The following is a 21985-nucleotide window of genomic DNA, read 5'->3' as shown; positions in this document are numbered from 1 at the left end:
GTTTTCACCTGCTGATCTTTCTGACGAGCATGTTCAGCTTCTGGAAAGTGCCCTCGTCCCTCGCCTCGAAATACACCCTCACCACCGGTTCCGTTCCGGAAGCTCTCACCAGTAACCAGCTACCAATTTTATCGAAGAAGTACCTGAGCCCATCGATCCTGTCACTGGAAACAACCTTGAGGTCTGCTACGTACCGCTCCAGGTTCTCGAATCTCTCAAACAACTTCCTCTTTTCTTCGTCGCTGGACAGCTCGAAATCCACACGGGTGTTGTGGAAGGTTCCGTAGTTCTGTCTGAACTCTTTTCTGATCTGGGAGAGAGGTTTACCTTCGTAAGCGATCATTTCTAAAATCAAGAGGCAAGCCAGAATCCCATCTTTCTCGGGAACATGGTTCGCAACAGAGAGTCCTCCGCTCTCTTCTCCGGCGATCACAGCCTTCTCGTTCAAAAGTACGGACGCCAAGAATTTGAACCCCACAGGTGTTTCAACGACGTTGGACTTGAACGCCTTTGCGACTTCGTCCACCGCGTGAGAAGTGGCAACGGTCCTGGCGACAGGTCCTTTCATGTTCTTGTTCTTGTAAAGATGGTGTGCCAGCAAAGCGATGACCTCGTTGGCTTTGATGTATTTACCTTCATCGTCAACGATGCCAAACCTGTCCGCATCGCCGTCCACGGCGAGTACGGCGTCCCAGCCTTTCGTCTTCACCCTGTTCGCGAGCAGGGCGAGCCTCTCTTCATCGGGCTCCGGCCTGTTGCCTCCGAAATACGGGTCTCTATAGTTATGGAAGACTTCCACCTCTTTGCACAGCCTCGAACACAGTTCGTCCAGATACCCCATCGCGGTACCGTACATGAGATCGACGATGACTTTCAAATTGGCTTTCCTGATCGCCTCGAAATCAACGATCCTGGCGAGTGCATCCATGTAAGTCGGTTTGGGATCGAAAATCTCGAGCAGATCTCTGCTGTTGGCTTCCACGAGGGACATGGTCGAAACCTTACTCTCATCGAGCGATGCGATGATCGATTCGATCTGCTGGGTGACCTCGGGTGGGGCCGGTGAACCGTCCGCTGGGTTGAATTTGATCCCGCAGTACTCCGGTGGGTTGTGAGACGCGGTGATGTTTATTCCTCCGTCGAGCCTGTGGTGGCGTATCGTGAAAGAGACCACCGGCGTGGGTGTGGGATTTTCCGGCATCAGTACCTTCAGGCCGTTGGCCGTGAGCACCTCCGCGACCAGTCGGGCGTAACGTTCGGTCATGAAACGTGTGTCACGCGCGACGATCACCCTTTTGCCGCCGACTCGTTTCAAATACTCGGCGATGGCCTGCGACACGATGCGCACATTCTTGAACGTGAATTCGTCACTGATGATGGCCCTCCAGCCACTCGTACCGAATTTAATCTTCATCTTTCCACCTTCCCAGCCAGATACGTCTTCCCAGGTGTTTGTCGAAATCGCTCCAGGCTTTGTCTCCATTCTTCTGTTTTTCGTTTATGATCCTGAACCTGGACAACTTCGAATCCATGTTTTCGAGCGAGTGCACCACGTAAGCTTCCACAGTCTTTGGCAGGACGGGAGAACCGAACTCGTATTCTCCGTGGTGAGAGAGGATTATGTGCTCCAGCTGCAGAAGCTTCGGTCTGGAAATGTTCACTCCGCTGGCTTTCTGCTGGAGTATTTCCAGACCGAGTGCTATGTGACCTTTGAGCTCTCCCTCTGTCGTCACCTCAAGGCCTTTCTTCGTTATTCTGTATTCTTTAACCTTGCCTATGTCGTGCAGTATTGCACCCGCGATGAGCACGTCCCTGTTCAGAAAATCATAAACGTCGCTCACCTTCCGGCACAGGGTGGCAACGTCAACGGTGTGTTCCAGTAACCCGCCAACGTAAGCGTGATGTACGTTGACGCCCGCAGGTACCTGAACGAAACTGGAAACGAACTCTTTGTCACGCACGAAGAGCGATTCAAGTAAGGTCCTTATCTCCCTGTCACGGATATCGTTTATGAACTCGACGAGTTTTTGGTACAGCAGCTCGATGTTCTTTTTGGTTACTTCGACGAACCTCTCGTAATCGTACTGGTCCTCAGTGAGGATCGTCAGAGCATCCTTCTCTTTCTCGATGTTCAGCTGCAGGTGCCCCTCGAAGAACACGACACGCCCTTTCGCGAGGACGACGTCTCCCTCGGTGAGGCGCACATCGTTCTCCTCCGCGTTGTACCAGTCTACCGCACGTATGCTCCCGGTTCTGTCTGCGAGTGTTATGAGGAGGAACTTCTTGCCATCCTTGGATTCTTGGAGTTTTTTGCTCGTGACCTTTCCAACAAGCTCAACGGTCTCCTTCATCTTTTCCGAAAGTTCCTGTATGTATGGTCCACCGGATCTTGCCTGCTCTTTCAACTTTTCGACGATTTCCTTTGGTAGAATATTCTCCAGCTTCACTCTCTCACTCTCCTATGGCGATTTTACCAGGCACACCGGGATCTGTGCCAGGTAACGTACCGATCTTCAGGAAAACTGTCAAAGAGAGATCACACTTGCGTGAATGATATACCATATATAGTGTTCTTCTTGACAGGAATACTACATATTGGGTATACTGTTCGTGCCGGATCCTGCGTGGGAGGTGTCAGTATGATCAGAGATCTGGTGAAAGATTATCTCAACAGAACTGATTGGAGGGTTTACGAGAATTCCAACATGTCCTACTCGCTTCAGGGGCTTAACTACTATCTCTATTCTTCGGTCATCGCGAGATACTGGCTCGAAGAGATCTATCCCGAAGAAATCGCTTCTGCACACGTCAGAGGGGACATGCACATCCACGACCTCGGTTCTCTGTCCGTCTATTGCGTAGGCTGGAGTCTGGAAGACTTACTCCTCAAGGGTTTCACGGGTGTGCAGGGAAAAATATCCAGCAAGCCGCCGAGGCATTTCCGAAGTGCCCTGGGTCAGATCGTGAACTTCATGTTCACGCTTCAGGGAGAAGCCGCTGGTGCGATAGCCTTTTCGAATTTCGACACCCTGCTCGCTCCTTTCATCGCACACGATGGACTGACGTACGAAGAAGTGAAACAGGCGATCCAGGAGTTCATCTTCAACCTGAACGTGCCGACCAGGACGGGCTTTCAGACTCCTTTCACGAACCTGAGCTTCGATCTGGTCGTTCCAGAACACATGAAGCAGCAGAAGGTCATCGTTGCTGGCGAACGTCAGAGCCACACTTACGCCGAATTTCAGAACGAGATGGATATGCTCAACAGGGCGTTCTGGGAAGTGATGATCGAAGGGGACGCCCACGGGAGGATCTTCACTTTCCCGATCCCGACTTACGCCATCACCAGGGACTTCCCCTGGGATTCGGACAGGTTCCATCCTTTGTGGGAACTCACGGCAAAGTACGGAGTACCCTATTTTTCCAACTTCATCAACAGCGACATGGATCCTTCGGATGTCAGAAGCATGTGTTGCCGATTGCGTCTGGACAACACATCGGTGAGACAAAGACTCTCACAGTTCCTGATCCAGAGAGGCGAGCTATCGAAGAAAGGTGGGGGTCTGTTCGGTGCCAATCCCCTCACGGGGAGCATAGGCGTAGTTACGATAAACGTGCCGAGGATCGGTTATCTGTCTGCGAACGAGGCCGAATTTTTCGAAAGACTCTCTAAGTTGATGGAGCTCGCTAAGGACAGTCTGGAGATCAAGAGGCGTGTTCTTGAAGATCTCACGGAGAAAGGACTCTATCCATATTCGCGTTTCTACCTTTCCGATGTCCACGAAACGACGGGCAGTTACTGGTCGAACCACTTTTCAACGATAGGTCTGGTTGGCATGCACGAAGCTTGCATGAACTTCTTAGGGGTGGGGATAGATACCGAAGAAGGCAGACGATTCGCGATAAAGGTTCTCCAGTTCATGAGAGAAAAACTTTTACAGTTCCAGAAGGAGACGAACAACCTCTACAACCTGGAAGCCACTCCGGCCGAGAGCGTGAGTTACAGGTTCGCGAAGATAGACAGGAAAACTTTCCCGGATATCTACACGAGTGGGGTGAACGAACCGTTCTACACGAATTCGACCCAGCTTCCCGTCGACGGCGGGTACGACCTTTTCTACGTGCTCGAGCATCAGGACGAGCTGCAATCTCTTTACACCGGTGGAACGGTGCTACACATCTACCTTGGTGAATCGATAGAGGCAGGAACCGTTCCGCAGCTTCTGAGATCCGTGTTCACCCGCTACAGGTTGCCTTACCTGACTCTGACACCCACCTTCAGTGTGTGTCAGGACCACGGATACCTGCGTGGAGAACAGAAAAGCTGCCCGTTCTGCGGCAAACCCGTAGAGGTTTATTCCCGGGTCGTCGGTTATTACAGGCCTGTCAAGAGCTGGAACTCGGGAAAGCAGGAGGAATTCAGGTTGAGGAAGACCGTGAGAGTCTGATGTTCGCACGAACGGTTCTCACAAGCCTGCTGGACTATCCAAAATCGATCTCGATCGTTGTTTTCACAGTGGGTTGCAACTTTCGTTGCCCCTACTGCCACAACCCGGAGCTGGTGCTGGGGCGGGTGGAGAAAGCGACGGAAGGCGAGATCCTCGAAGAGATACACAGAAGGACCATCACAAACCGCGTGGTGATAACAGGTGGAGAACCGACAATACACGAAGAGCTTTTAGATTTCGTTCGCACTCTCAAGAAGGAAAGCTACCTTGTGAAACTCGATACGAACGGGAGCAATCCAGAATTGGTCGAACAGCTTCTCAGAGAAGGCCTTCTGGACTACGTGGCGTTGGATTTCAAAGCCAGCGTCGGAAACTTCCACTCAGTCACAGGCCTGGACCACGATACCGCCCGGGACATGTTCGAAAAAGTTCTCCAAACCCTCAGCATCTTGAAAAAGTATGCCGTTCCACACGAAGTCAGAACCACGTACGTTCCGGGCTTGATGGATGAGGACGACCTTGCGTTCATCGGCAGGATCGTGGAAGGCAGTACGTGGTATCTGCAGCGTTTCAGAGCCCAGAAAACTCTGAAATCTTTGCCTGGCATCGAAACGCCAAACGATGAAGTTCTTCACAAGCTCGCTTCACGGTTCGGGGCGCTCGTGAGGTGATTCATCTTCTGAGCTTGTACCAGAGCAACCCCACGATTTCGTGAAGGCCCAGCATGTTCGCTTCGAGCGATTCTCTCGTCGGGACGAAATCGATCCAGCTGAGCGGTCCATAATCGCATAGATAATCCACAGGATGCGGTTGAACTTCCAAGTTGAACATTTTGAAACTCACGACGGCCCTCTTCATATGCACGGCGGATGTGACAAGGATTGGCCGTTTCAGATTCATCCGTCTCACGATCTCGGTGACGTTCCGTGCGTTCTCGAAAGTGTTCCTGCTTTGAACGTCCAGAAGTATTTTCTCGCTGGGCAATCCAAACTTCCGTGCCAGTTCCGCCATGATCGAAGCTTCGGGTACACCGAAGGAGCCCGGCAGCATGCCGCCGGAAACTACGAGCACGGCGTCGTACTTTTTCGCAATTTGGATCGCTTCCACGAGCCTTTTGAACGCGTGTGGACGCAGTTCGTAACCATCGGGAGTTTTGAAGATCCCTCCACCGAGCACGATCACCGCATCACAGTTCTCAAAAGTCTGCGGTTGAAAACTTTTTTCCAGCGGCCTGACGAACAGGAAAGTGCCCACGCTGGTGGTCAGCAGGTAACTCAGAAGAGAAAAAAACAGCAACAGCAAAGCCTTCTTCTTTGAACTCTTCATCCACAGAAGGCCGAGTACGAAAGGTGCGCTGACGAACAAACCGGGCGGTAAAACGAACGCTTCGATTATTTTTACAAGAACGATCAACATGTTTCTCCCAAAAGCGCCGTTACCAGGCTCACGTGCATCTGCACACCCACGAGCAGAGAATCTTCATCTATGTCGTAGTAAGGTGAATGGTGCGGTTTGTCCAGTCCCTTCTCAGCGTTGGCTGACCCCACCAGGTAAAACACTCCAGGGACTTTCTGCAAAAAGAACGACATGTCTTCTCCACCCATGGACGGTGGAACCTCGACGACTCTGTCTTTTCCGACGACTCTTTCCGCCACTCTGCGAACAAGCTCCGTCAGTTCTGGATCGTTCATCAGCACCGCGGTACCGTCCTTGTAATCGAGCTCGAAATCCATCTGGTAGGCGGTGCAGATGCCGGCAACGAGTTGTCTAATCCTCTGTTTGATCGTCTCACGCACGCGCTCGTTCAACGTTCTGACCGTACCTTCGAGCACGGCCGTTTCGGGAATTATGTTGAACGCCGTGCCCGCCTGAACCTTTCCAACGGTGACGACCGCACTCTCGAGAGGATCAACGTTCCTGCTCACCAGAGTCTGCAACGCCAGTACAAGTTCGCTCGCCGTGATCACAGGATCTTTACACACGTGTGGATAAGCACCGTGCCCACCTTTACCTTTGAGGACTATCCTGAACTCGTCTGCCGCAGCGAGCAACGCCCCCGCACGCACCCCAACCGTTCCCACCGGTAAGGCGTTCCACAGATGGATCCCAAACGCCATGTCGACTTTCGGATCCTCGAGCACTCCTTCTTCGATCATGGGCAGCGCCCCACCGGGAGGAAAACGCTCCTCGGAGGGTTGAAAGACGAACTTCACGTTTCCACACAGCTGCTTTCTTCTGCGCGATAGCACCTTCGCAGCCACAAGCAGCATCGCAGTGTGTCCATCGTGTCCGCACGCGTGCATCGCGCCGTCTATTTTAGATCTGTAAGGTACGTCGTTGAGTTCCTGAAGCGGGAGCGCGTCCATGTCCGCCCTCAGCATGATCGTCTTGCCAGGCTTCGCACCTCGCAACAAGGCGACGACACCCGTTTTGGCAACGTTGCGTTTCACTTCCAATCCCAGCGATTCAAGATAATCTGCCACGATCTGGGATGTTCTGTGCAGGTCGAACTCGATCTCCGGATACATGTGGAACGTTCTGCGCAGCTCAACCACTTCATCCTTCAAGTTCAGCACTTCTGGTTCGATCATGCCGCAGCCCCCTCAGCCTGCAGAAGTCACCCTGTGGATCACGACCTGCGATCCACACCTTATGGTCCTGTCCTCCGTGTAGAGTTTTCCATCCACCTGAACGAGGTGTTCGAGCGGATTCAACCGCAATTCACTCAGCAGTTGTTTCACCGTCATCGGCTTTTCGAATTCGAAAGTTCTTCCCTGGTACACAACGACTATTCTTCTATTATCCACACCAGATCACCGCTGTTCAGCAACGCCGCGTTGGCCTCGTCCGTGTCCACATGGAATTCGAGTGCGAACTTTTCACTGACCCTTATCAGAACATCGTCGAAGATGAGTCTACGACCTTCTTTTTCACACAGAACTTTCACCAAGTCTTTGTCCTTGACGCCGTAATGTGCCGCGTCCTTCGGATGCATGTGGATGTGCCTCTTTGCGAGGATGACGCCTTTATCCTTCACCACCGTACCCTTCGGTCCCACAATCACGATGCCCGGAGAGTTCTCGATGTCGCCCGAGTCTCTGACGGGTGGGTTGAGCCCAAGTTTGAAGGCGTCGGTTCGGGAAATCTCGATCTGCGTTTCCTTCCTCACCGGTCCAAGTACCCTGACGCCTTCTATCGCTCCTTTGGGACCAACGATTATGACTTTTTCGTCGGCGGCGAACTGGCCTGGCTGTCCCAGATCTTTGATGGGCTTGAGCTCGTAACCCTTGCCGAAGAGAACATCCAGATCTTCCCTCGAGAGGTGCACGTGCCTGTTACTCACGCCAACCACAATTCCAGGTTCTTTTTTCTTCATGCTCGTCTCTCCTTTCTCGCAGGGTTCACCAGTGCTTCTCTCTTTCTTATATTTATACCATCGATCGTTTTCAAACAAATTTCAAACGGTCCGCGGCGGACGCTCAACCATCCCAGACCCGCTATCGCAAGTTCCTCACCAACGTTCAGCGTGAACCTCTCTTCCCGGAATTTCAAATTCTCCAGCGGCAATTCCTCTGGGTCGAAAGGCGGAGTGAGGAGTTTTCCATACTGTCTTTTCCAGAGATCTTCAGCCTTGTTCTTGTTCGTTTGATGGAACTTCACTGCCTCGCTCGCAAAGATCTGGAAGATGGGCCGCAGCTCCGTTTCAAAGTCGAAATCCAGCCGGCACACCCCTCCGAGGAAGATCACGTCGTCTCGGTCAGGCTTGAAGGTGAATCTGCTCAAATGATCCGTTGGTGTGAGCTTTTTCTGGCTCTCCGGACTGAGCAGATCTATCAGCCTGCGACCGGTGGTTACGCCAGGCGAATCGAAAAGAACGGTGTCGGATATCTTCGCCTGTATGAATCCCAGAGTTGTTCCGGGAAAAGGTGTGATGCTCACATCCATCCCGGTGAGTTCTTTGAAGAGCGAAGATTTTCCGACGTTGGTCACACCGACGAAGAGCACTCGTCGAAACTTGAGAATCTTTTCTTTCAACCTTCCGATCCCGTAATGCCCCGTGACGCTGGTGAGAATCACATCGAAAGGATGCTCGTTGATCTGTTTCCGAACCCATTCTTCTATCTCCCGCACGGTGACGGCCCTCGGGAGCAAATCTATCTTGTTGACAACGAGGATCTTTTTCACCCCGGAAAGGATCCCTGCAACCTGTGGATCGTAACTGCCTTCGAAATCGGTGATATCGAGAACCCACACGACCACATCCACAGACCTGGCCACGTCTCGCAGCTGGTTCGAGAACTCTTCGAACCTTACAGGCATCAATTTTCCGTAGTGTCTCGCCCTGAAACAACGCTGGCAGAGAATTTCTTCACCGGAGAGCGTTCTTCTTTCGAACACGTCCTTAGGTATGTAACCGGGAAGAGTTTCGTCCTCGTGTTGAAGCTCTGCACCGCATCCTTTACACTTCATCGCTCATCTTCCCTTCCAGCACATGAGGAGAATCTTTTCGAAAACTCTCAGCATCCTGGTGCCGAAGAATTCTCTCTTAGAGAGTGGTTTCACCTTCACAGTGTAGAAACCCAGCCTTTTTCCGGTCATCACATCGGTGAAGATCTGATCGCCCACGAGCACCACGCGGGATGGTTTGAAACCTTCGAAAATTTTCTTCAGTTTCCTCGAAAAAGGCTTGCCCGCTCGCCAGACAACGTTGAATCCATCCAGATCCTTCAACTTTCTCGGCCGACCGTTCGACACGATGAAGACCTGAACCGATTTAGATTTCAGATATTCCAGCACAGGCTTGAAATCTTCTCTCACCTCAGCGGTCCGCCAGAAACCGAGCGTGTTGTCAAAGTCAAAGACGAACACGTCCTTCCCCATGGAAAGGTATCTGTCGATCTGCAAACTCTTCACATCGTCCACGAACTCGTCGGGTTTGAGAAAATCAAATAACCCCACGGTTCAGCCTCACGTCCACCAGCTCGAACTTCACACAATCCTTCACACTCTGAAGAAGGTTCAACAGATCGTCGAGCAGATCGGCAGGGACGAGTATCCTCAGAAGCCCGTTCTGGTACTTTCTCATGTTCAAGAGGTTGTCCTCAACCTCGAGGATGTAGCTCAGCTTGTGAACGTCCTCACTGTCTATCCTCAGATACACGTCGTATTCCATGTTCTCACCCACAGAGAGTATAACCAGAAAAGTGTGGATCGTGGTGAACTGCACTTTGTGGGGTTGAAACGAAAGAACTGTTCCATGAACGTGATTCGACGCACCATGTATAATGAACTTGAGGAAGGGGGAGAAAGCGTGAAGGTCATACTCCTCAAGGATGTTCCCAACATTGGGAAAGCCAACGAGATCAAGGAAGTGAGCGATGGGTACGCGAGGAACTATTTGATACCCAAAGGCCTTGCCAAACCGGCCACGGAAGGTGAGATCAAAAGGTTGGAAAACGAAAAGGCGATGAAAGAACATAAAGAGGATCTGCTTCGAAAAAAGAGTGAAGAGATCCTGAGACAGCTTCAGAGGAAGGTTCACAGGATCGAGGTCAAGGCTGGAGCCGGTGGTAAGCTCTTCGGGGCGCTCACAGGCGTGGCCATAGCGGAGTTGCTGAGTGAAAGTGCGGGAACCGAGATCGATAAGAAGTGGATCGAAATCGAAAAACCTATCAAGGAAGTCGGGTTGTACGACGTCAAGTTGAGGCTTCCTGGAGGCGTCAGAGGCACGGTGAAAGTTGAGGTCGTCGCCAGCAGAGGGAGTGAACAAGCCTGATACTCGAGATATATTCCAAGGCTCTCTATTCGACATGGATCTATTACGCGCCAGAGAGGATCTTGTTCGACGCCGGTGAAGGCGTTTCTTTGACTATGGGGAACAGAATCTACGCCATAAAGTACATCTTCCTGACACACGGTCACGTCGATCACATATCCGGGTTGTGGACGATAATAAACTCCAGAAACAACTCCATGGGTGATAGAGAGAAACCCCTCATCATATACTACCCGAAAGGAAACACGGCGGTCGAGGAGTGGTTGCAATTCATCCTGAAGGTCAACGGCGATCTGAGGTTTGAATTGAGCTTCGTCCCTGTAACTGTGGGACAGAAGATCTTCCTCAGACAGGCCGGAAGCTTTATCAGGTACGTGGTCCCCTTCAGAGTCAGGCACACGCAGTACGATCAAAGTCTCGGATACAACGTGATCGAAGTTCGAAGAAGGTTGAAGGAAGAGTACAAGAACTTGTCGAAAGACGAGATCGCCCGACTTTCTAAGGAACTTGGCCAAGATGGCATCACGGAATCTTACGAGAAGAAAGTTCTCACCATTTCTGGAGACACTTACGGAATAGATCCCGAAGACGCCTTCGAAACGGAAATTCTCCTGCACGAATGTACATTTCTGAAGAGGGAAGACAGGAAAATGAACGCGCACGCATCTCTGGATGAAGTTCTCTCCATAGCCAGGGAGGCAAAGGTTAAGAAGCTCGTTCTCTACCACATATCGACCCGTTATTCGGGGAAGATAGAGAAATATCTGAAAAACCTCTCAAACGAACCGTTCGAGGTTTATTACGTTGATCCGAACGAACTGTTCACGATGTGAGGAGGTGATAAGATGGAACCTTACGTGTTCTGGCTCATCCTCGGGGTTGTCCTGGTGGTCGCCGAGATCCTCACACCAACATTTTTCTTTTTCTGGTTCGCCCTCGGGGCCTTTGCGGCAGCTGGTGTGAGCTTTCTATCTGGAACGATAGTGCAGCTGGTCACCTTCATGGGGGTCTCCGCAGCCCTCGTTCTTCTCACAAGGCCTCTGGCCAAGAGGCTCGTAAAATCTGAAGCAAGAAAAATCCACATCGATGAGATAATAGGAAAAGAAGCGATAGTCGTGGAAACCATCGACAACAGACAGGGTAAAGGCCTCGTCAAGGTGAACGGTGAGATCTGGCGGGCTTACTCCGAATCGGACGACACGACGATCGAAGAAGGTCAAAAAGTGACGATCCTGAAAGTGGAAGGTGCCCACGTGGTGGTGCGAAAAATCGAAAGGGGTGGTGAAGCATGATGATAGCCCTTGCAGTGCTGATCGTTCTGCTGTTCATAATCGCTGCGACCGGAATCAAAGTGGTGCGGCCTTTCCAGAGAGGTCTCATCGAACGACTTGGAAAGTTCCACAGGGAAGTTGGACCTGGTCTTCACTTCATCATACCGTTCTTCGACAGGATGATCAAGGTCGACCTCAGGGAAATGGTCATAGACGTTCCGCCGCAGGAGGTCATAACGAAGGACAACGTCGTGGTGACGGTTGACGCCGTGATCTACTACGAGGTAACCGACGCGTACAAGGTGGTCTACAACGTCAACAACTTCCAGTTCGCCACTCTGAAACTCGCACAGACCAACCTGAGGAACGTGATAGGTGAACTCGAGCTGGACCAGACGCTCACTTCCAGGGAAAAGATCAACGCGAAACTGAGGACCGTTCTGGACGACGCGACGGACAAGTGGGGCGTTCGAATCACGAGGGTGGAGATCAAGAAGATCGATCCACCGAAGGACATCACCGAAGCGATGAGCAAACAGATGAAGGCGGAAAGAACCAAGAGGGCCGCGATCCTCGAAGCAGAAGGTATCAAGCAGGCGGAGATTTTGAAGGCCGAAGGCGAGAGAAACGCAGCGATACTGAGGGCAGAGGGTGAGGCAGAGGCGATAAAGAGAGTTGCTGAGGCGAACCGTTACAAACTTATAGCCGAAGCGGAAGGTCAGGCCCAGGCCATACTGAACGTCTTTAAAGCGATACACGAAGGTGCGCCAACCAGCGATCTGATAGCGATAAGATATCTCGAGGCACTGAAGGAGATCGCCAACGGTAAAGCGACGAAGATATTCCTCCCGATCGAAGCCACGGCGATCGTGTCGAGCTTGGCAGGTATAGTGGAGGCTCTGAAGAAAGAACCAGAAGAAGGAGAGAAGCGCTGAAATGTTGAACGAGGTTCTCCTTGGTTTATTCCTCTCCGCCACCGGATTGATCGTTGCTGGCTTGCTGGCGTGGATAGGTTTCGTGAGTTTTGCAAACATAAACCTTTCTCCGTTCGCGTTCATGAACACGCTCACCACGCTCGGCCTTCTTCTGCTTTACACGAGCTCCTTCGAAGTTTACAGGGCTCGGGACCTCCTCATCTTCCTGGCCGTTTCTTTCTTTTTCCACGCCGGCAGGCTGTCCACGCTGCTGGAGAGCGAAGACAAGAGGCTTAGGATATTTTTCCTCTCCGCAGGTCATACCAAGAGCGAATACGCCCTCAACTATCTTTTCAAACGCGCGATCAGGAAGAACATCGCCTCGCTCCTGCTCTGCTGGGGCTTGCTGACCACCAGCTTCGTGCTGCGCGAGATGAACATCCCAAGAAATCAGAGTTTCTGGCTGGGACTGTTTTTGCTGTGCCTTGGTGTAACATCTTTTTTACTCGATCGAAAGTACTAAATTCCGACTATTTTGGTAGAATTTTCTCAGAAGAAACATCGATGGGAGGGAAACAATTATGCCACTGTTGAGTGAGAGGGACACGAAATATCTGAAGAAAACGTTCGAGGAACAACTGAAAGACCCGGTGAAGGTACTGATCTTCGTCGACGATCCGAGCGAGTGTGAGTACTGTGACCTGACGAAGCAGGTTCTGGAGGAACTCTCCGCCATAGATGGGAAGATCCAGTTGAGCAGTCACCACGTCAAAAAGGAACCGGAGCTGGCGAAGAGTTACAGAGTGGAAATGACGCCGGCCATAATCCTCCTGGATTCGAATGGCCAGGAGACCGGCATACGCTTCTACGGCATCCCGTCGGGACACGAATTTTCAACACTCATTCAGGACATCATAGCTGTCTCCAGCAACAAACCCGTTTTCTTCAACGAACAACAGATCAACCAGATCAGATCGATAAACGTTCCCGTGAGGATCAGAGTCTTCGTCACGCCGACCTGTCCGTACTGTCCAAAGGCCGTGCTCATGGCACACAGTGCGGCTCTGGTCAACAGAAACATCGTGGCTGAGATGATCGAAGCGAACGAATTTCCCGAACTCAGCATGAAGTACGGTGTCTCTTCGGTTCCACACACCGTGATAAACGATGTCCACGAGTTCATAGGTGCTTATCCTGAGCACATGTTCGTTCAGGAACTCATGAAAGCAGTGAGGAAGATCTGAAATGTTTTTCGAACTCAGCTCAGGAGAGGTCAAAGACAGATACGATGTGTTGACCATAGGTGGTGGGCCTGCAGCGCTCGGCGCTGCGGTTTACGCTCGCAGGGCCGGATTGAGTGTTCTGATAGTGGAGAAAGTGCTCGAAGGTGGCCAGCTGAACCTCACAACGTACATAGACAACTACCTCGGCTTTCCAAACATCGAAGGGTCCGAGCTCGCCAAGAGAATGAAAGAGCACGCTGAATCGCTGGGAACAGAGTTTTTGAACGCTTCCGTGACGAAGATCGTGGTGGACCGTGATACCCGTGCCGTTGTGCTCGACGATGGAAGAACCATCGAGGCGGGTGTGCTGATGCTCGCTACCGGCACGGATCCAAAGAAATTGAACGTGCCAGGCGAACTGGAACTGACGGGAAAGGGTGTTTCGTACTGTGCCACCTGCGACGGATACTTCTTCAAAGACAAGGACGTGGCAGTAGTTGGGGGCGGCGACACGGCGATCAACGACGCCATATATTTGTCGAAAATCGCACGCACCGTTACCGTGATCCACAGGAGGGACAAACTCAGAGCCGTCAAGATCCTTCAGGATAAAGCTTTCGCAAGGCCGAACATAAGGTTTCTCTTCGATACCGTCGTGGACCGGTTCGTCGGTGATAAGAAACTCGAGAAGATCGTCGTGAGGAACGTCAAGACTGGCGAGTTGGGTGAGTTGAAAATCGATGGAGCCTTCGTGGCCATCGGTTCGGTTCCGAATTCTGATTTAGTGAAGGGCTTAGTCGAGCTCGACGAAAACGGTTACGTGATAACGAACGAGTGGATGGAGACGAGCGTGCCGCGCATCTACGCGATCGGAGACGTTCGGAGGAAGAACGTGAGACAGATCATCACAGCCGTTGCGGACGGAGCGATCGCCGCAGTTCACGCAGCGGAGCACTATTTCTGAAGAAAAGTTTCTCTCCTGGCACTTCATGGAACCTGTTGCCAACTTCTGTAGCATGGGGTATAATAAATTGTGCGTGGGGCCGTAGCTCAGTTTGGGAGAGCGCTACCATGGCACGGTAGAGGTCGTGGGTTCAAGTCCCATCGGCTCCACCAGAGGGGGAAGATCCCCCTCTTTTTGATCGGAGGCACAAACGTGCGCTGGACGATCTTACCCCTTTTACTCCTTTCCACGCTCGTTCTATCCGTAACGGTTGCGGTTTCGATCAGACCGCTGGAACTCATCGTGAAAGAGATCCTGCCCGAGGGACACAACGTTTTGTGCATCATGGGCAAAAACAGTAACCCGCATCTCTACCAGCTCAAAACCAGCGATTTGGAACTTTTGAACCGGGCCGATCTGATAGTCTTGGTTGGCTTCGAGCAGTGGGCGAACAAGGTTCAGTCGATGTTCAAAGACAAGGTTCTGATGTTCAGCGAAGACGTGTTCGAGAAAGATTTCGAAGAAGACGAACACCTGTGGCTCGATCCTGTGAACGTGCTCGTTTTTTCGCACATGCTGATGCTGTCGCTTTCACGCCTCGAACCGAACCTCGCTGAGAAGCTTGAAGCCAACTGGGTGGATTTCTCGAAACGTTTGCTGGAGAGACTCTGGCTGTGGAAAGAAAAACTGGCGCCTGTGAAGAACAGAATCATAGTTGAGGTTCATCCCGCCCTCACACACTTGGCAAAGCGTTTCAACCTCGGGGAGATTTTCGCTCTGGAAACGGGTCACGAAGTGGGCTTGACCACCAAGAAACTGGCAGAACTGACGAACCTGGTGAAGAAAGGGCTCGTGAAGCATCTGTTCGTGGACGAACACGTAGAGAGTGCAGCCGCTCTGAAACTGGCGGAGCAGTTGAATTTACAACCTGTGACCATCGACCTGATGGGTTGGGACGTGGGCGATTACATCCAGCTGATGGACTCGCTCGTCGAAAAACTCGCCGTTCTCGTCGAAACTGAGTGATTTCACCTGCTGGAATTCAGTTTCTCCTGGTCCAGGCCGAACGGTTCCTGCTCGATGTTGCCGGCAGGTTCAACGTGCACCAAAACATCCGCGATCCTATCGTTTTTAGCGATTATGGCTTCTTTGACCCGTGTGGCGAGCTCGTGACCTCTCTGGACGGTGAGATTCGGGTCAACCTCGATGTCTATGTCAACGAAGTACTTGTAACCTACCTGCCTCACCCGAACTTTGTGCGGGTTTTTCACGTTCTCCACCGATCTGACCGCTTCGAAAATCTGTTCGTAGATCTCCAGATCCTGCATGCCGTCCATGAGTTCGTAACTCGTCTCACGGAAGATGCTGAACGCCGTCCTGACGATCATGATAGAAACCACGAGCGCCGCAACGCTGTCCATCCACCAGATCCCGAACTTGTTCAGGATCACACCGAAGAGGACCGTGCTCGAGATCAGGATATCGTTTCTCATGTTCAGCGCGTCTGCGATGAGCGCCGAACTGTTCAACTTTTTTCCGACGCTGTACTTGTACAGAAACAGCCAGGTTTTCACGCCCATCGAAACGACCGTCACAAACAGCGGTATCACGCCCTGGATCTCCGCATGTTCGAGCAGGACTATTCGCCTGATGGAATTGATCAGCAGGCTCACTCCGGCGTAGAACACCACGAACGAAACCACCTTCGCCGCTATGGCTTCGGCCCTTTCGTGACCGTAAGGATGCGTTTTGTCCGGTGGCTTGCTGGATATCTTTGCAGAAACCAGTGTCACTAAGGAGGTGAACACGTCCGTGCCTGTGTCGATGCCGTCTGCCAGTACGGCCGAACTGTTGAACAGCAGTCCAGCCATCACTTTTGCAGCGGAGAGTATTCCATTCGCCCAGACACCGATCCAGGCCGCTCTTGAAAACTGCTTACTCCTCTCGTTCACGTTCTGTTCCTCCGTCGATCAAAAAGCGCGGCGTGCAGCCGCGCCGTTTCTCCGCCTTTCTTGTTCAGTTCACCTCTTGATGCTGTAGAAGGATCCCACACCTCTGTACTGGGCCATTACGCCGAGCTCTTCTTCTATTCTGAGCAACCTGTTGTACTTGGCGATCCTTTCGCTCCGGGACAGTGAGCCAGTTTTTATCATACCACTGTTCGTGCCAACTGCAAGGTCTGCGATGAATGTATCCTCAGTCTCACCGGACCTGTGCGACACGATACACGTCATGTGATTCTGCTTTGCGAATTCTATGACGTCCAGCGTCTCCGTGACCGTACCTATCTGGTTGAGCTTGATGAGTATCGAGTTCGTGGCCCTCAGCTGAACTCCTTTCTGCAGTCTCTTTATGTTCGTCACGTAGAGATCATCACCGACGATTTGAACCTTCTCGCCTATCTGGGCCGTCAGCTTGACGAACGCGTCCCAGTCTTCTTCGTCGAACGGATCTTCGATGCTTATGATCGGATATTTCTCAACGAGTTTTCTGTAGTAATCCAGCAACTCTTCGGAAGTCTTCTCGGAACCGTCGATGAGATACCTCTTCTTCTCGCCGTCGTAGAAAGAAGAAGCCGCACAATCGAGCGCTATGAAGACGTCCTTACCGGGTTCGTAACCTGCCTTTTCGATCGCCTCGATGAGCACCTTGATGGCTTCTTCGTTGGAAGAAAGGTTGGGTGCGAATCCGCCCTCATCACCCACGGACGTGACGTGACCAGCGTCGTGGAGGATCTTCTTGAGCGTGTGGAACACTTCGGCGCCACAGCGCAGCGCCTCGGAAAACTTGTCGAAGCCTGCCGGCACGATCATGAACTCCTGGATATCCAGGTTGTTGTCCGCATGTTTTCCTCCGTTGATGACGTTCATGAAAGGAACGGGTAAAACCTTCGCGTTGGGACCTCCAAGGTATCTGTAGAGTGGCAGGTAAAGACTTTCTGCGGCGGCCCTCGCCACGGCCATAGAGACTCCGAGGATCGCGTTGGCACCGAGCTTGGATTTGTTCTCCGTCCCATCCAGTTCGATCAGCGCGTTGTCGATCGCCACCTGATCGTACACGTTCATTCCTATGATCTTCGGTGCGATGACTTCGTTAACGTTCTTCACAGCCTTGAGAACGCCCTTTCCCTGATACCTCTTGTCCTTGTCCCTCAACTCGAGCGCTTCAAACTTCCCCGTCGAAGCACCAGACGGAACGATCGCAGAGGCCATCGTGCCATCTTCCAGATAAACTTCGACCTCGACCGTTGGATTGCCCCTCGAGTCGAGGACCTCGCGTGCTCTGATATCGATGATCTCGTTGTACATTCGTCCACCTCCTCATTCGGGTGAGATATAGCTACCAACTGGTTCCCCCTTCACGGCCTTCAACAGCGCACCTTCCTCAAAGAAGTTCAACACGACTATGGGTAGCTTGTACCTGCCGCAGATCGAGAACGCTTCCGTGTCCATGACCTTCAAGCCTAATTTTATCGCATCCTGGTAAGATAACCTCTCAAATTTCCTTGCATTTTTGTTCTTCCTCGGGTCGCTGTCGTACACTCCATCGACCTTGGTCGCTTTGATCAGAAGTTCCGCACCCATCTCCACGGCCCTCAACGCCGCGGCGGTGTCCGTCGTGAAGAACGGGTTGCTCGTGCCACCCGCGAAAATGACCACGTAACCAGCATCGAAGTAAAGGTTTATATCGTCGTAGTGAATGGGCCTTATGGACGGTAAAGAGCTGATCTGAGACACCACGACGCTCTTTATACCCACCTTCTGCAGGGCACCTTTGAGATACAGTGCGTTGATCACCGTGCCGAGCATACCTATCTGATCGGCGAGCGAATGCGGCAGATCCACGAGCTCTTCGCCTCGGAATATGTTGCCCGCACCTATGACGATGCCCACGTTCACGCCGTACTCTATAACTTGCGACAGCTGCTTGACAAGGAATTCGATGTTTTCTCTATCGAAACCCCTGGCACCTTCACCGCACATGACCTCTCCACTCAGTTTTATGAGCACCCTCCTGTACACTCTCCGATCCCCTCCTCAAGGATTCTATCAACTGCTTTGGCAGTCGGAACGTCTTCGATGTTAAATCGACGTGTACTTGACAAAATTTGAATTCATAGCTAAGATATTTTTAGTTGAGTTTGAACAAAATGGAAGAGGTGATTTCAATGGCGCGGGTGATCTCGAGGTGTCCTGTGTGTGACAACCAGCTCATCATAACCGAACTCACGTGTCCCTCCTGCGGAACAACGATCAGGGGCAAGTTTGAGCTCGAGGAGTTCTTCAGGCTCTCACCCGAGCAACTGAGCTTTCTGAGGATCTTCATAAAGGCTCGAGGGAATCTCAGCGAGGTACAGAAGGAACTCGGTATTTCCTATCCAACCGCCAGATCCAGACTCGAAGCGATCGTCAAGACACTCGGCTACGAAGCCGAAGAGGTGCAGCAGGAGAAGCAGGTGAACGAGATCCTTGAAAGCCTTGAAAAGGGAGAAATATCCGCCCAGGAAGCGCTCGAAAGGATCAGGAAACTCAAGGAAGGTGTGTGAAGGTGCTGTTTTTTAAGGTCCTCAGCGCCATCGTTGGGGCACTGTTGCTGGCTTACATAGGTTACAAGCTGCTACAGATAAAGGTGAAATCGATCGCTCTGACTTACTCTTTCTTTGTGGTTTTGTACATTTTCCTTCTGTTCCTCGGCAACATCGTACCTATACTCATCTTCATAGCTGGTGAAATCGTTGTGATCTGGGTGATCGTCATGTTCATGGGTCTTTAGGAGGGAAGAACGGTGGAGAGGAAATCCATCTTCATAGAGAAACGTGTGAACGAAGTGCGTGTCAGATTGGCCAGCAATAACTTTAAAATCACGAAGAGCCGTGACGATTCTTTCGTACTCTTTTTTGAAGAAGAAATGCCAGACGTTCGCGTTGAAAACGACGTGCTCACGATAAATGCGAAGGAGTACGAAAAGAGCCTGTTCGGTTTGATCAGTTTCGGTTCAGGTTCCTCCGAAGACTTCGAACTGCACGTTCCTAAGGAATTGAGATCAATACAGATCAACTCCATCTCCGGTGATGTGGAGGTTTCGTCCGTCGAATTTGAGCACGGAACTTTGAAGACCGTTTCGGGCGAGATAAAGATCAACGATTGTAAAGCTCGAAGTGTCGAGATCAAAACGATCTCTGGTGATGTTGAACTATCGAACGCTGATATGGAAAAGCTCGTCATCACCAGCGCGAGCGGGGATGTGAACGTCGACAGGCTCGAATGTAAAGAGTACGACTGGTTGATCAACACGGTGAGCGGAGACACCATCCTGAACGTGGTGGGCCTTCCAAGTCTGAGAATCATTTTGAAAAGTGCGGGCGGTGATCTTTCGTCCAACGTGGGCTACAGCAGGCGCGGGAACGAGTACGTTTTCGGAGACGGCAGGATGAGGATCGTGGTTTCGACCGTCTCGGGCGATGTGCTCGTGAAGGTGATGGGCAAAAAAGAAAGAGTGGAAGAGATCGAGAAAAGGATCCTCAGATTGGTTGCGGAAGGGAAACTGAGCTACGAAGATGCGAAACGGATGCTTCAGGAGTTGAGTTGACATGAGGAGAATCCTGCCATTCATCCTTGGGGCGGTTCTGTTCTCCATCTTGATCTTCTTCACGAGTCTTCCCCAAACAGATCTCTTCGAACTTGAACAGATGGACTACACACTGCTCATGCGGTCGGACGGAACCGCGGATGTCACGGAAGTCTTCACGATGAAATTCAAAAAGCCCTTCCGCTACGTCACCTGGGCCCTGGACATGCCCGAAGGCGTCTCAATAGAAGACTTTCGCTACGAGCTGATCCAAGGTCCACCCCTGATGGGTGGGGTTCGGCTGAACAGGATCAGTCAAAGCAGTGTCAACCTCCTGTTCCAGTTCAGCCGTTCTATGGAAGAGTACGTTCAAACACCGCCTGGTGGACTCACCGTTCAGCTGAAGCTCAGCTACACTGTTAAGAATTTGCTGATTCACGGAAAGGACTTCACCCAGCTGTTCATAAAGTATCTTGGAGAAGCTCCGACAACCGTGAAGAAACTCAACGTGAGGATGGTTTTTCCCCCAGAGTTCGGTGAGCCGAGGGTTTATCACCATCCCTGGGGTCTTCGGGTGAGTTCTAAAGACGGCAGGATCGAGGAGTTCACCTTCAGGAACGTTCCTCCGAACAGCTTCGTTGAGGGCAGATACGTCTTTCCAAAACTGAGTTCGATCCAGGATGTTAGATACCAGGACGTCTCCCTGCAGGAAATTTTGAAGTACGAGCGCGATTACACGTTGAAGAACGCGTTCGGTCTCGCACTGACCGCAACTTACACGTTGTTCGTGGTTTTCTTCCCCTTCTATCTCTACAAAAAATTCGGTACGGAATTTTCAGTAACGTACGACGCCGAGTACGAGAGGGAGATACCTTACAGCGATCCTCCCGACGTCGTGAACGGTGTTGTGAAACGGTTGTGCTCCCTTCCGGACGAGGACGGTTTGAACGCCCTTCTGCTCAACGCGGTGAAGGAAAAGAGGGCAGAGTTCATAACTTCTCAGAATGGACAAATCGTGGGAGTCAGCTTCGCTACGAACTCTGACGATCCACTGCTGAAGATCTTCGATGGGTTCATCCACGATGGAAAACTGGATTTCGACGCCTTCAAGAAGGCCGTTCAGAGAGAACCGAATGCGAGAAAATTCCTGGCAAGTTACAGAAAGTGGCAGCAATCAGTCTTCAACGAAATAAAGGAAAGAAACCTCATGGACGAAAAGGGAAACAGGATTGCGAAGTCTTTCGCGGCATTCTTCGCTCTCTTCGTTCCGATCCTTGTCCTGATCCTCACGAGCAGACTCGATCCCGCGTTCAGAACGCTCTTTGACTACGTTCGCATGTGCATGTTTCTCTGCATCTCCGCAGGGATAACAGTCCTGTCGATGAAGAAGGATGTCTTTTCACGATGGACGAAGGAAGGCCTCCTCTACTACTTGAGGTGGAAGAATTTTGAGAAGTTCCTGCTCGATTTCTCTGCGCTCTCTTCTTATCCACCCGCGTCGGTGGCCATCTGGGACGAATACATCGTCTACGCTGCGGCGCTTGGGATCGCCAAAGCTGTGGCCGAAAATTTCAAAAAGTTGAATCCTCCAGGTGAATCACGGGTGGCGAGCGCTGTCGTTGTACAACCCGCGATGCTCGATACGATACCAGCAACGATCAGAACCGCAGCGCAAACCGTTTCGAAAGCCTCCTCGTCTTCCTCGGGTGGTTTCAAAGGAGGAGGCGTGGGTTCCGGCGCGGGAGGAAGCAGAATCGGTGCAGGATGATTCCTTAGAGATTCATTAAAGATCCATCTCTTTTCAAATCAGATGCTTAGAATACTCGTAGACAGTCACTGAAC

The 21985-nt window shown here is 51.6% G+C and carries 26 protein-coding genes and 1 tRNA gene; 15 read left to right on the top strand and 12 right to left on the bottom strand.

What is annotated here, in order from left to right; all coding sequences use genetic code 11:
- Nucleotides 1–4: 4 nt before the first annotated feature.
- Both TSP01S_RS03270 and TSP01S_RS03265 read right to left on the bottom strand, forming a co-directional pair.
- On the bottom strand, nt 5–1414 hold the full coding sequence (locus tag TSP01S_RS03270; protein WP_041076431.1) for a phosphoglucomutase/phosphomannomutase family protein: 1410 nt from the start codon (nt 1412–1414) through the stop codon (nt 5–7).
- Nucleotides 1404–2447 carry a 3'-5' exoribonuclease YhaM family protein gene (locus TSP01S_RS03265; protein WP_041076429.1) on the bottom strand — a complete coding sequence of 348 codons (1044 nt, stop codon included), beginning with the start codon at nt 2445–2447 and terminating at the stop codon, nt 1404–1406. Before TSP01S_RS03265 ends, TSP01S_RS03270 begins: the two co-directional genes overlap by 11 nt.
- 192 nt (nt 2448–2639) lie before the next feature.
- On the opposite strand from TSP01S_RS03265, the gene TSP01S_RS03260 reads away from it, so the two are divergent.
- Nucleotides 2640–4448 carry a ribonucleoside triphosphate reductase gene (locus TSP01S_RS03260; protein ID WP_052463482.1) on the top strand — a complete coding sequence of 603 codons (1809 nt, stop codon included), beginning with the start codon at nt 2640–2642 and terminating at the stop codon, nt 4446–4448.
- Nucleotides 4448–5119 (top strand): anaerobic ribonucleoside-triphosphate reductase activating protein, encoded by a 672-nt coding sequence (locus TSP01S_RS03255; protein ID WP_041076427.1) that lies wholly within the window; start codon nt 4448–4450, stop codon nt 5117–5119. The genes TSP01S_RS03260 and TSP01S_RS03255 overlap by 1 nt, the downstream gene beginning before the upstream one ends.
- Nucleotide 5120: 1 nt before the next feature.
- Here TSP01S_RS03255 and TSP01S_RS03250 read toward each other — a convergent pair whose 3' ends face one another.
- From TSP01S_RS03250 to TSP01S_RS03220, 7 genes are read right to left on the bottom strand one after another with little or no spacing between them, the layout of a single operon-like run.
- Nucleotides 5121–5861 (bottom strand): YdcF family protein, encoded by a 741-nt coding sequence (locus TSP01S_RS03250; protein ID WP_171816801.1) that lies wholly within the window; start codon nt 5859–5861, stop codon nt 5121–5123.
- Entirely contained in the window at nt 5858–7039 is a 1182-nt protein-coding gene (locus TSP01S_RS03245; RefSeq protein WP_041076423.1) for a M20 metallopeptidase family protein, read from the bottom strand. The genes TSP01S_RS03250 and TSP01S_RS03245 overlap by 4 nt, the downstream gene beginning before the upstream one ends.
- Before the next feature lie 12 nt (nt 7040–7051).
- The gene (locus tag TSP01S_RS03240; protein WP_041076419.1) at nt 7052–7255 is read right to left on the bottom strand and encodes a ubiquitin family protein; all 204 of its coding nucleotides are present in this window, start codon (nt 7253–7255) and stop codon (nt 7052–7054) included.
- Nucleotides 7237–7824: a phosphate propanoyltransferase gene (gene pduL, locus TSP01S_RS03235; RefSeq protein ID WP_041076418.1), complete on the bottom strand. Its 588-nt coding sequence runs from the start codon at nt 7822–7824 to the stop codon at nt 7237–7239. The genes TSP01S_RS03240 and pduL overlap by 19 nt, the downstream gene beginning before the upstream one ends.
- On the bottom strand, nt 7821–8918 hold the full coding sequence (gene yqeH / locus TSP01S_RS03230; RefSeq protein ID WP_041076416.1) for a ribosome biogenesis GTPase YqeH: 1098 nt from the start codon (nt 8916–8918) through the stop codon (nt 7821–7823). Before yqeH ends, pduL begins: the two co-directional genes overlap by 4 nt.
- 3 nt (nt 8919–8921) lie before the next feature.
- Complete coding sequence (locus TSP01S_RS03225) at nt 8922–9407, bottom strand: YqeG family HAD IIIA-type phosphatase (RefSeq protein WP_052463481.1); 486 nt, start codon at nt 9405–9407, stop codon at nt 8922–8924.
- The gene (locus TSP01S_RS03220) at nt 9394–9621 is read right to left on the bottom strand and encodes a DUF4911 domain-containing protein (RefSeq protein WP_041076415.1); all 228 of its coding nucleotides are present in this window, start codon (nt 9619–9621) and stop codon (nt 9394–9396) included. The genes TSP01S_RS03225 and TSP01S_RS03220 overlap by 14 nt, the downstream gene beginning before the upstream one ends.
- A 138-nt stretch (nt 9622–9759) precedes the next feature.
- Between TSP01S_RS03220 and rplI the strand changes: the two genes are divergently transcribed.
- The 9 genes from rplI to TSP01S_RS10160 all read left to right on the top strand — a co-directional run bounded on the left by rplI (nt 9760) and on the right by TSP01S_RS10160 (nt 15601).
- The gene (gene rplI, locus TSP01S_RS03215) at nt 9760–10224 is read left to right on the top strand and encodes a 50S ribosomal protein L9 (protein WP_041076414.1); all 465 of its coding nucleotides are present in this window, start codon (nt 9760–9762) and stop codon (nt 10222–10224) included.
- Complete coding sequence (locus TSP01S_RS03210; RefSeq protein WP_041076412.1) at nt 10221–11057, top strand: MBL fold metallo-hydrolase; 837 nt, start codon at nt 10221–10223, stop codon at nt 11055–11057. The genes rplI and TSP01S_RS03210 overlap by 4 nt, the downstream gene beginning before the upstream one ends.
- Nucleotides 11058–11069: 12 nt before the next feature.
- Nucleotides 11070–11516 carry an NfeD family protein gene (locus TSP01S_RS03205; RefSeq protein WP_041076410.1) on the top strand — a complete coding sequence of 149 codons (447 nt, stop codon included), beginning with the start codon at nt 11070–11072 and terminating at the stop codon, nt 11514–11516.
- Nucleotides 11513–12430, top strand: coding sequence for an SPFH domain-containing protein (locus tag TSP01S_RS03200; RefSeq protein ID WP_041076408.1), 918 nt, complete (start codon nt 11513–11515; stop codon nt 12428–12430). Before TSP01S_RS03205 ends, TSP01S_RS03200 begins: the two co-directional genes overlap by 4 nt.
- Nucleotides 12431–12434: 4 nt before the next feature.
- Nucleotides 12435–12932, top strand: a complete 498-nt coding sequence (locus TSP01S_RS03195) for a hypothetical protein (RefSeq protein WP_144380623.1) — start codon at nt 12435–12437, stop codon at nt 12930–12932.
- A 58-nt stretch (nt 12933–12990) separates the two neighbouring features.
- Nucleotides 12991–13653 (top strand): protein disulfide oxidoreductase, encoded by a 663-nt coding sequence (gene pdo / locus TSP01S_RS03190; protein ID WP_041076404.1) that lies wholly within the window; start codon nt 12991–12993, stop codon nt 13651–13653.
- A gap of 1 nt (nt 13654) precedes the next feature.
- Nucleotides 13655–14596, top strand: a complete 942-nt coding sequence (gene trxB, locus TSP01S_RS03185) for a thioredoxin-disulfide reductase (protein WP_041076402.1) — start codon at nt 13655–13657, stop codon at nt 14594–14596.
- Nucleotides 14597–14671: 75 nt separating this feature from the next.
- Nucleotides 14672–14748: transfer RNA gene (locus tag TSP01S_RS03180), tRNA-Ala, on the top strand.
- A gap of 40 nt (nt 14749–14788) precedes the next feature.
- Nucleotides 14789–15601, top strand: coding sequence for a metal ABC transporter substrate-binding protein (locus TSP01S_RS10160; protein WP_171816800.1), 813 nt, complete (start codon nt 14789–14791; stop codon nt 15599–15601).
- Between the two features lie 2 nt (nt 15602–15603).
- Here TSP01S_RS10160 and TSP01S_RS03170 read toward each other — a convergent pair whose 3' ends face one another.
- The 3 genes from TSP01S_RS03170 to pyrH form a co-directional block, all read right to left on the bottom strand.
- Nucleotides 15604–16527 carry a cation diffusion facilitator family transporter gene (locus TSP01S_RS03170; protein WP_041076398.1) on the bottom strand — a complete coding sequence of 308 codons (924 nt, stop codon included), beginning with the start codon at nt 16525–16527 and terminating at the stop codon, nt 15604–15606.
- 69 nt (nt 16528–16596) lie between these two features.
- A complete protein-coding gene (gene eno, locus TSP01S_RS03165; RefSeq protein ID WP_041076396.1) occupies nt 16597–17883 on the bottom strand; it encodes a phosphopyruvate hydratase in 1287 nt (428 codons plus the stop codon).
- 12 nt (nt 17884–17895) lie between these two features.
- Nucleotides 17896–18597, bottom strand: coding sequence for a UMP kinase (gene pyrH / locus TSP01S_RS03160; protein ID WP_041076394.1), 702 nt, complete (start codon nt 18595–18597; stop codon nt 17896–17898).
- 146 nt (nt 18598–18743) lie between these two features.
- On the opposite strand from pyrH, the gene TSP01S_RS03155 reads away from it, so the two are divergent.
- The 4 genes from TSP01S_RS03155 to TSP01S_RS03140 are packed head-to-tail and all read left to right on the top strand — an operon-like array spanning nt 18744 to nt 21911.
- Nucleotides 18744–19121, top strand: coding sequence for a DUF2089 domain-containing protein (locus tag TSP01S_RS03155; RefSeq protein WP_041076392.1), 378 nt, complete (start codon nt 18744–18746; stop codon nt 19119–19121).
- Between the two features lie 2 nt (nt 19122–19123).
- On the top strand, nt 19124–19348 hold the full coding sequence (locus tag TSP01S_RS03150; RefSeq protein ID WP_231848597.1) for a hypothetical protein: 225 nt from the start codon (nt 19124–19126) through the stop codon (nt 19346–19348).
- 12 nt (nt 19349–19360) lie between these two features.
- A complete protein-coding gene (locus TSP01S_RS03145; RefSeq protein WP_041076390.1) occupies nt 19361–20164 on the top strand; it encodes a DUF4097 family beta strand repeat-containing protein in 804 nt (267 codons plus the stop codon).
- Nucleotide 20165: 1 nt separating this feature from the next.
- A complete protein-coding gene (locus TSP01S_RS03140; protein WP_041076389.1) occupies nt 20166–21911 on the top strand; it encodes a DUF2207 domain-containing protein in 1746 nt (581 codons plus the stop codon).
- Nucleotides 21912–21985: the final 74 nt, after the last annotated feature.

The organism is Thermotoga caldifontis AZM44c09, from assembly GCF_000828655.1.
In the GTDB taxonomy this organism is placed as follows: domain Bacteria; phylum Thermotogota; class Thermotogae; order Thermotogales; family DSM-5069; genus Pseudothermotoga_A; species Pseudothermotoga_A caldifontis.
Note: the sequence above shows the minus strand (reverse complement) of the source record. Positions and strands in the feature narration are given on the sequence as shown.

What these genes read in the sequence shown, in the direction of transcription:
- TSP01S_RS03270 (WP_041076431.1), bottom strand. Translation starts at nt 1,414, where the DNA reads ATGAAGATTAAATTCGGTACGAGTGGCTGGAGGGCCATCATCAGTGAC.
- TSP01S_RS03260 (WP_052463482.1), top strand. Translation starts at nt 2,640, where the DNA reads ATGATCAGAGATCTGGTGAAAGATTATCTCAACAGAACTGATTGGAGG.
- TSP01S_RS03255 (WP_041076427.1), top strand. Translation starts at nt 4,448, where the DNA reads ATGTTCGCACGAACGGTTCTCACAAGCCTGCTGGACTATCCAAAATCG.
- TSP01S_RS03245 (WP_041076423.1), bottom strand. Translation starts at nt 7,039, where the DNA reads ATGATCGAACCAGAAGTGCTGAACTTGAAGGATGAAGTGGTTGAGCTG.
- pduL (WP_041076418.1), bottom strand. Translation starts at nt 7,824, where the DNA reads ATGAAGAAAAAAGAACCTGGAATTGTGGTTGGCGTGAGTAACAGGCAC.
- yqeH (WP_041076416.1), bottom strand. Translation starts at nt 8,918, where the DNA reads ATGAAGTGTAAAGGATGCGGTGCAGAGCTTCAACACGAGGACGAAACT.
- TSP01S_RS03220 (WP_041076415.1), bottom strand. Translation starts at nt 9,621, where the DNA reads ATGGAATACGACGTGTATCTGAGGATAGACAGTGAGGACGTTCACAAG.
- TSP01S_RS03205 (WP_041076410.1), top strand. Translation starts at nt 11,070, where the DNA reads ATGGAACCTTACGTGTTCTGGCTCATCCTCGGGGTTGTCCTGGTGGTC.
- TSP01S_RS03200 (WP_041076408.1), top strand. Translation starts at nt 11,513, where the DNA reads ATGATGATAGCCCTTGCAGTGCTGATCGTTCTGCTGTTCATAATCGCT.
- pdo (WP_041076404.1), top strand. Translation starts at nt 12,991, where the DNA reads ATGCCACTGTTGAGTGAGAGGGACACGAAATATCTGAAGAAAACGTTC.
- trxB (WP_041076402.1), top strand. Translation starts at nt 13,655, where the DNA reads ATGTTTTTCGAACTCAGCTCAGGAGAGGTCAAAGACAGATACGATGTG.
- eno (WP_041076396.1), bottom strand. Translation starts at nt 17,883, where the DNA reads ATGTACAACGAGATCATCGATATCAGAGCACGCGAGGTCCTCGACTCG.
- TSP01S_RS03155 (WP_041076392.1), top strand. Translation starts at nt 18,744, where the DNA reads ATGGCGCGGGTGATCTCGAGGTGTCCTGTGTGTGACAACCAGCTCATC.
- TSP01S_RS03140 (WP_041076389.1), top strand. Translation starts at nt 20,166, where the DNA reads ATGAGGAGAATCCTGCCATTCATCCTTGGGGCGGTTCTGTTCTCCATC.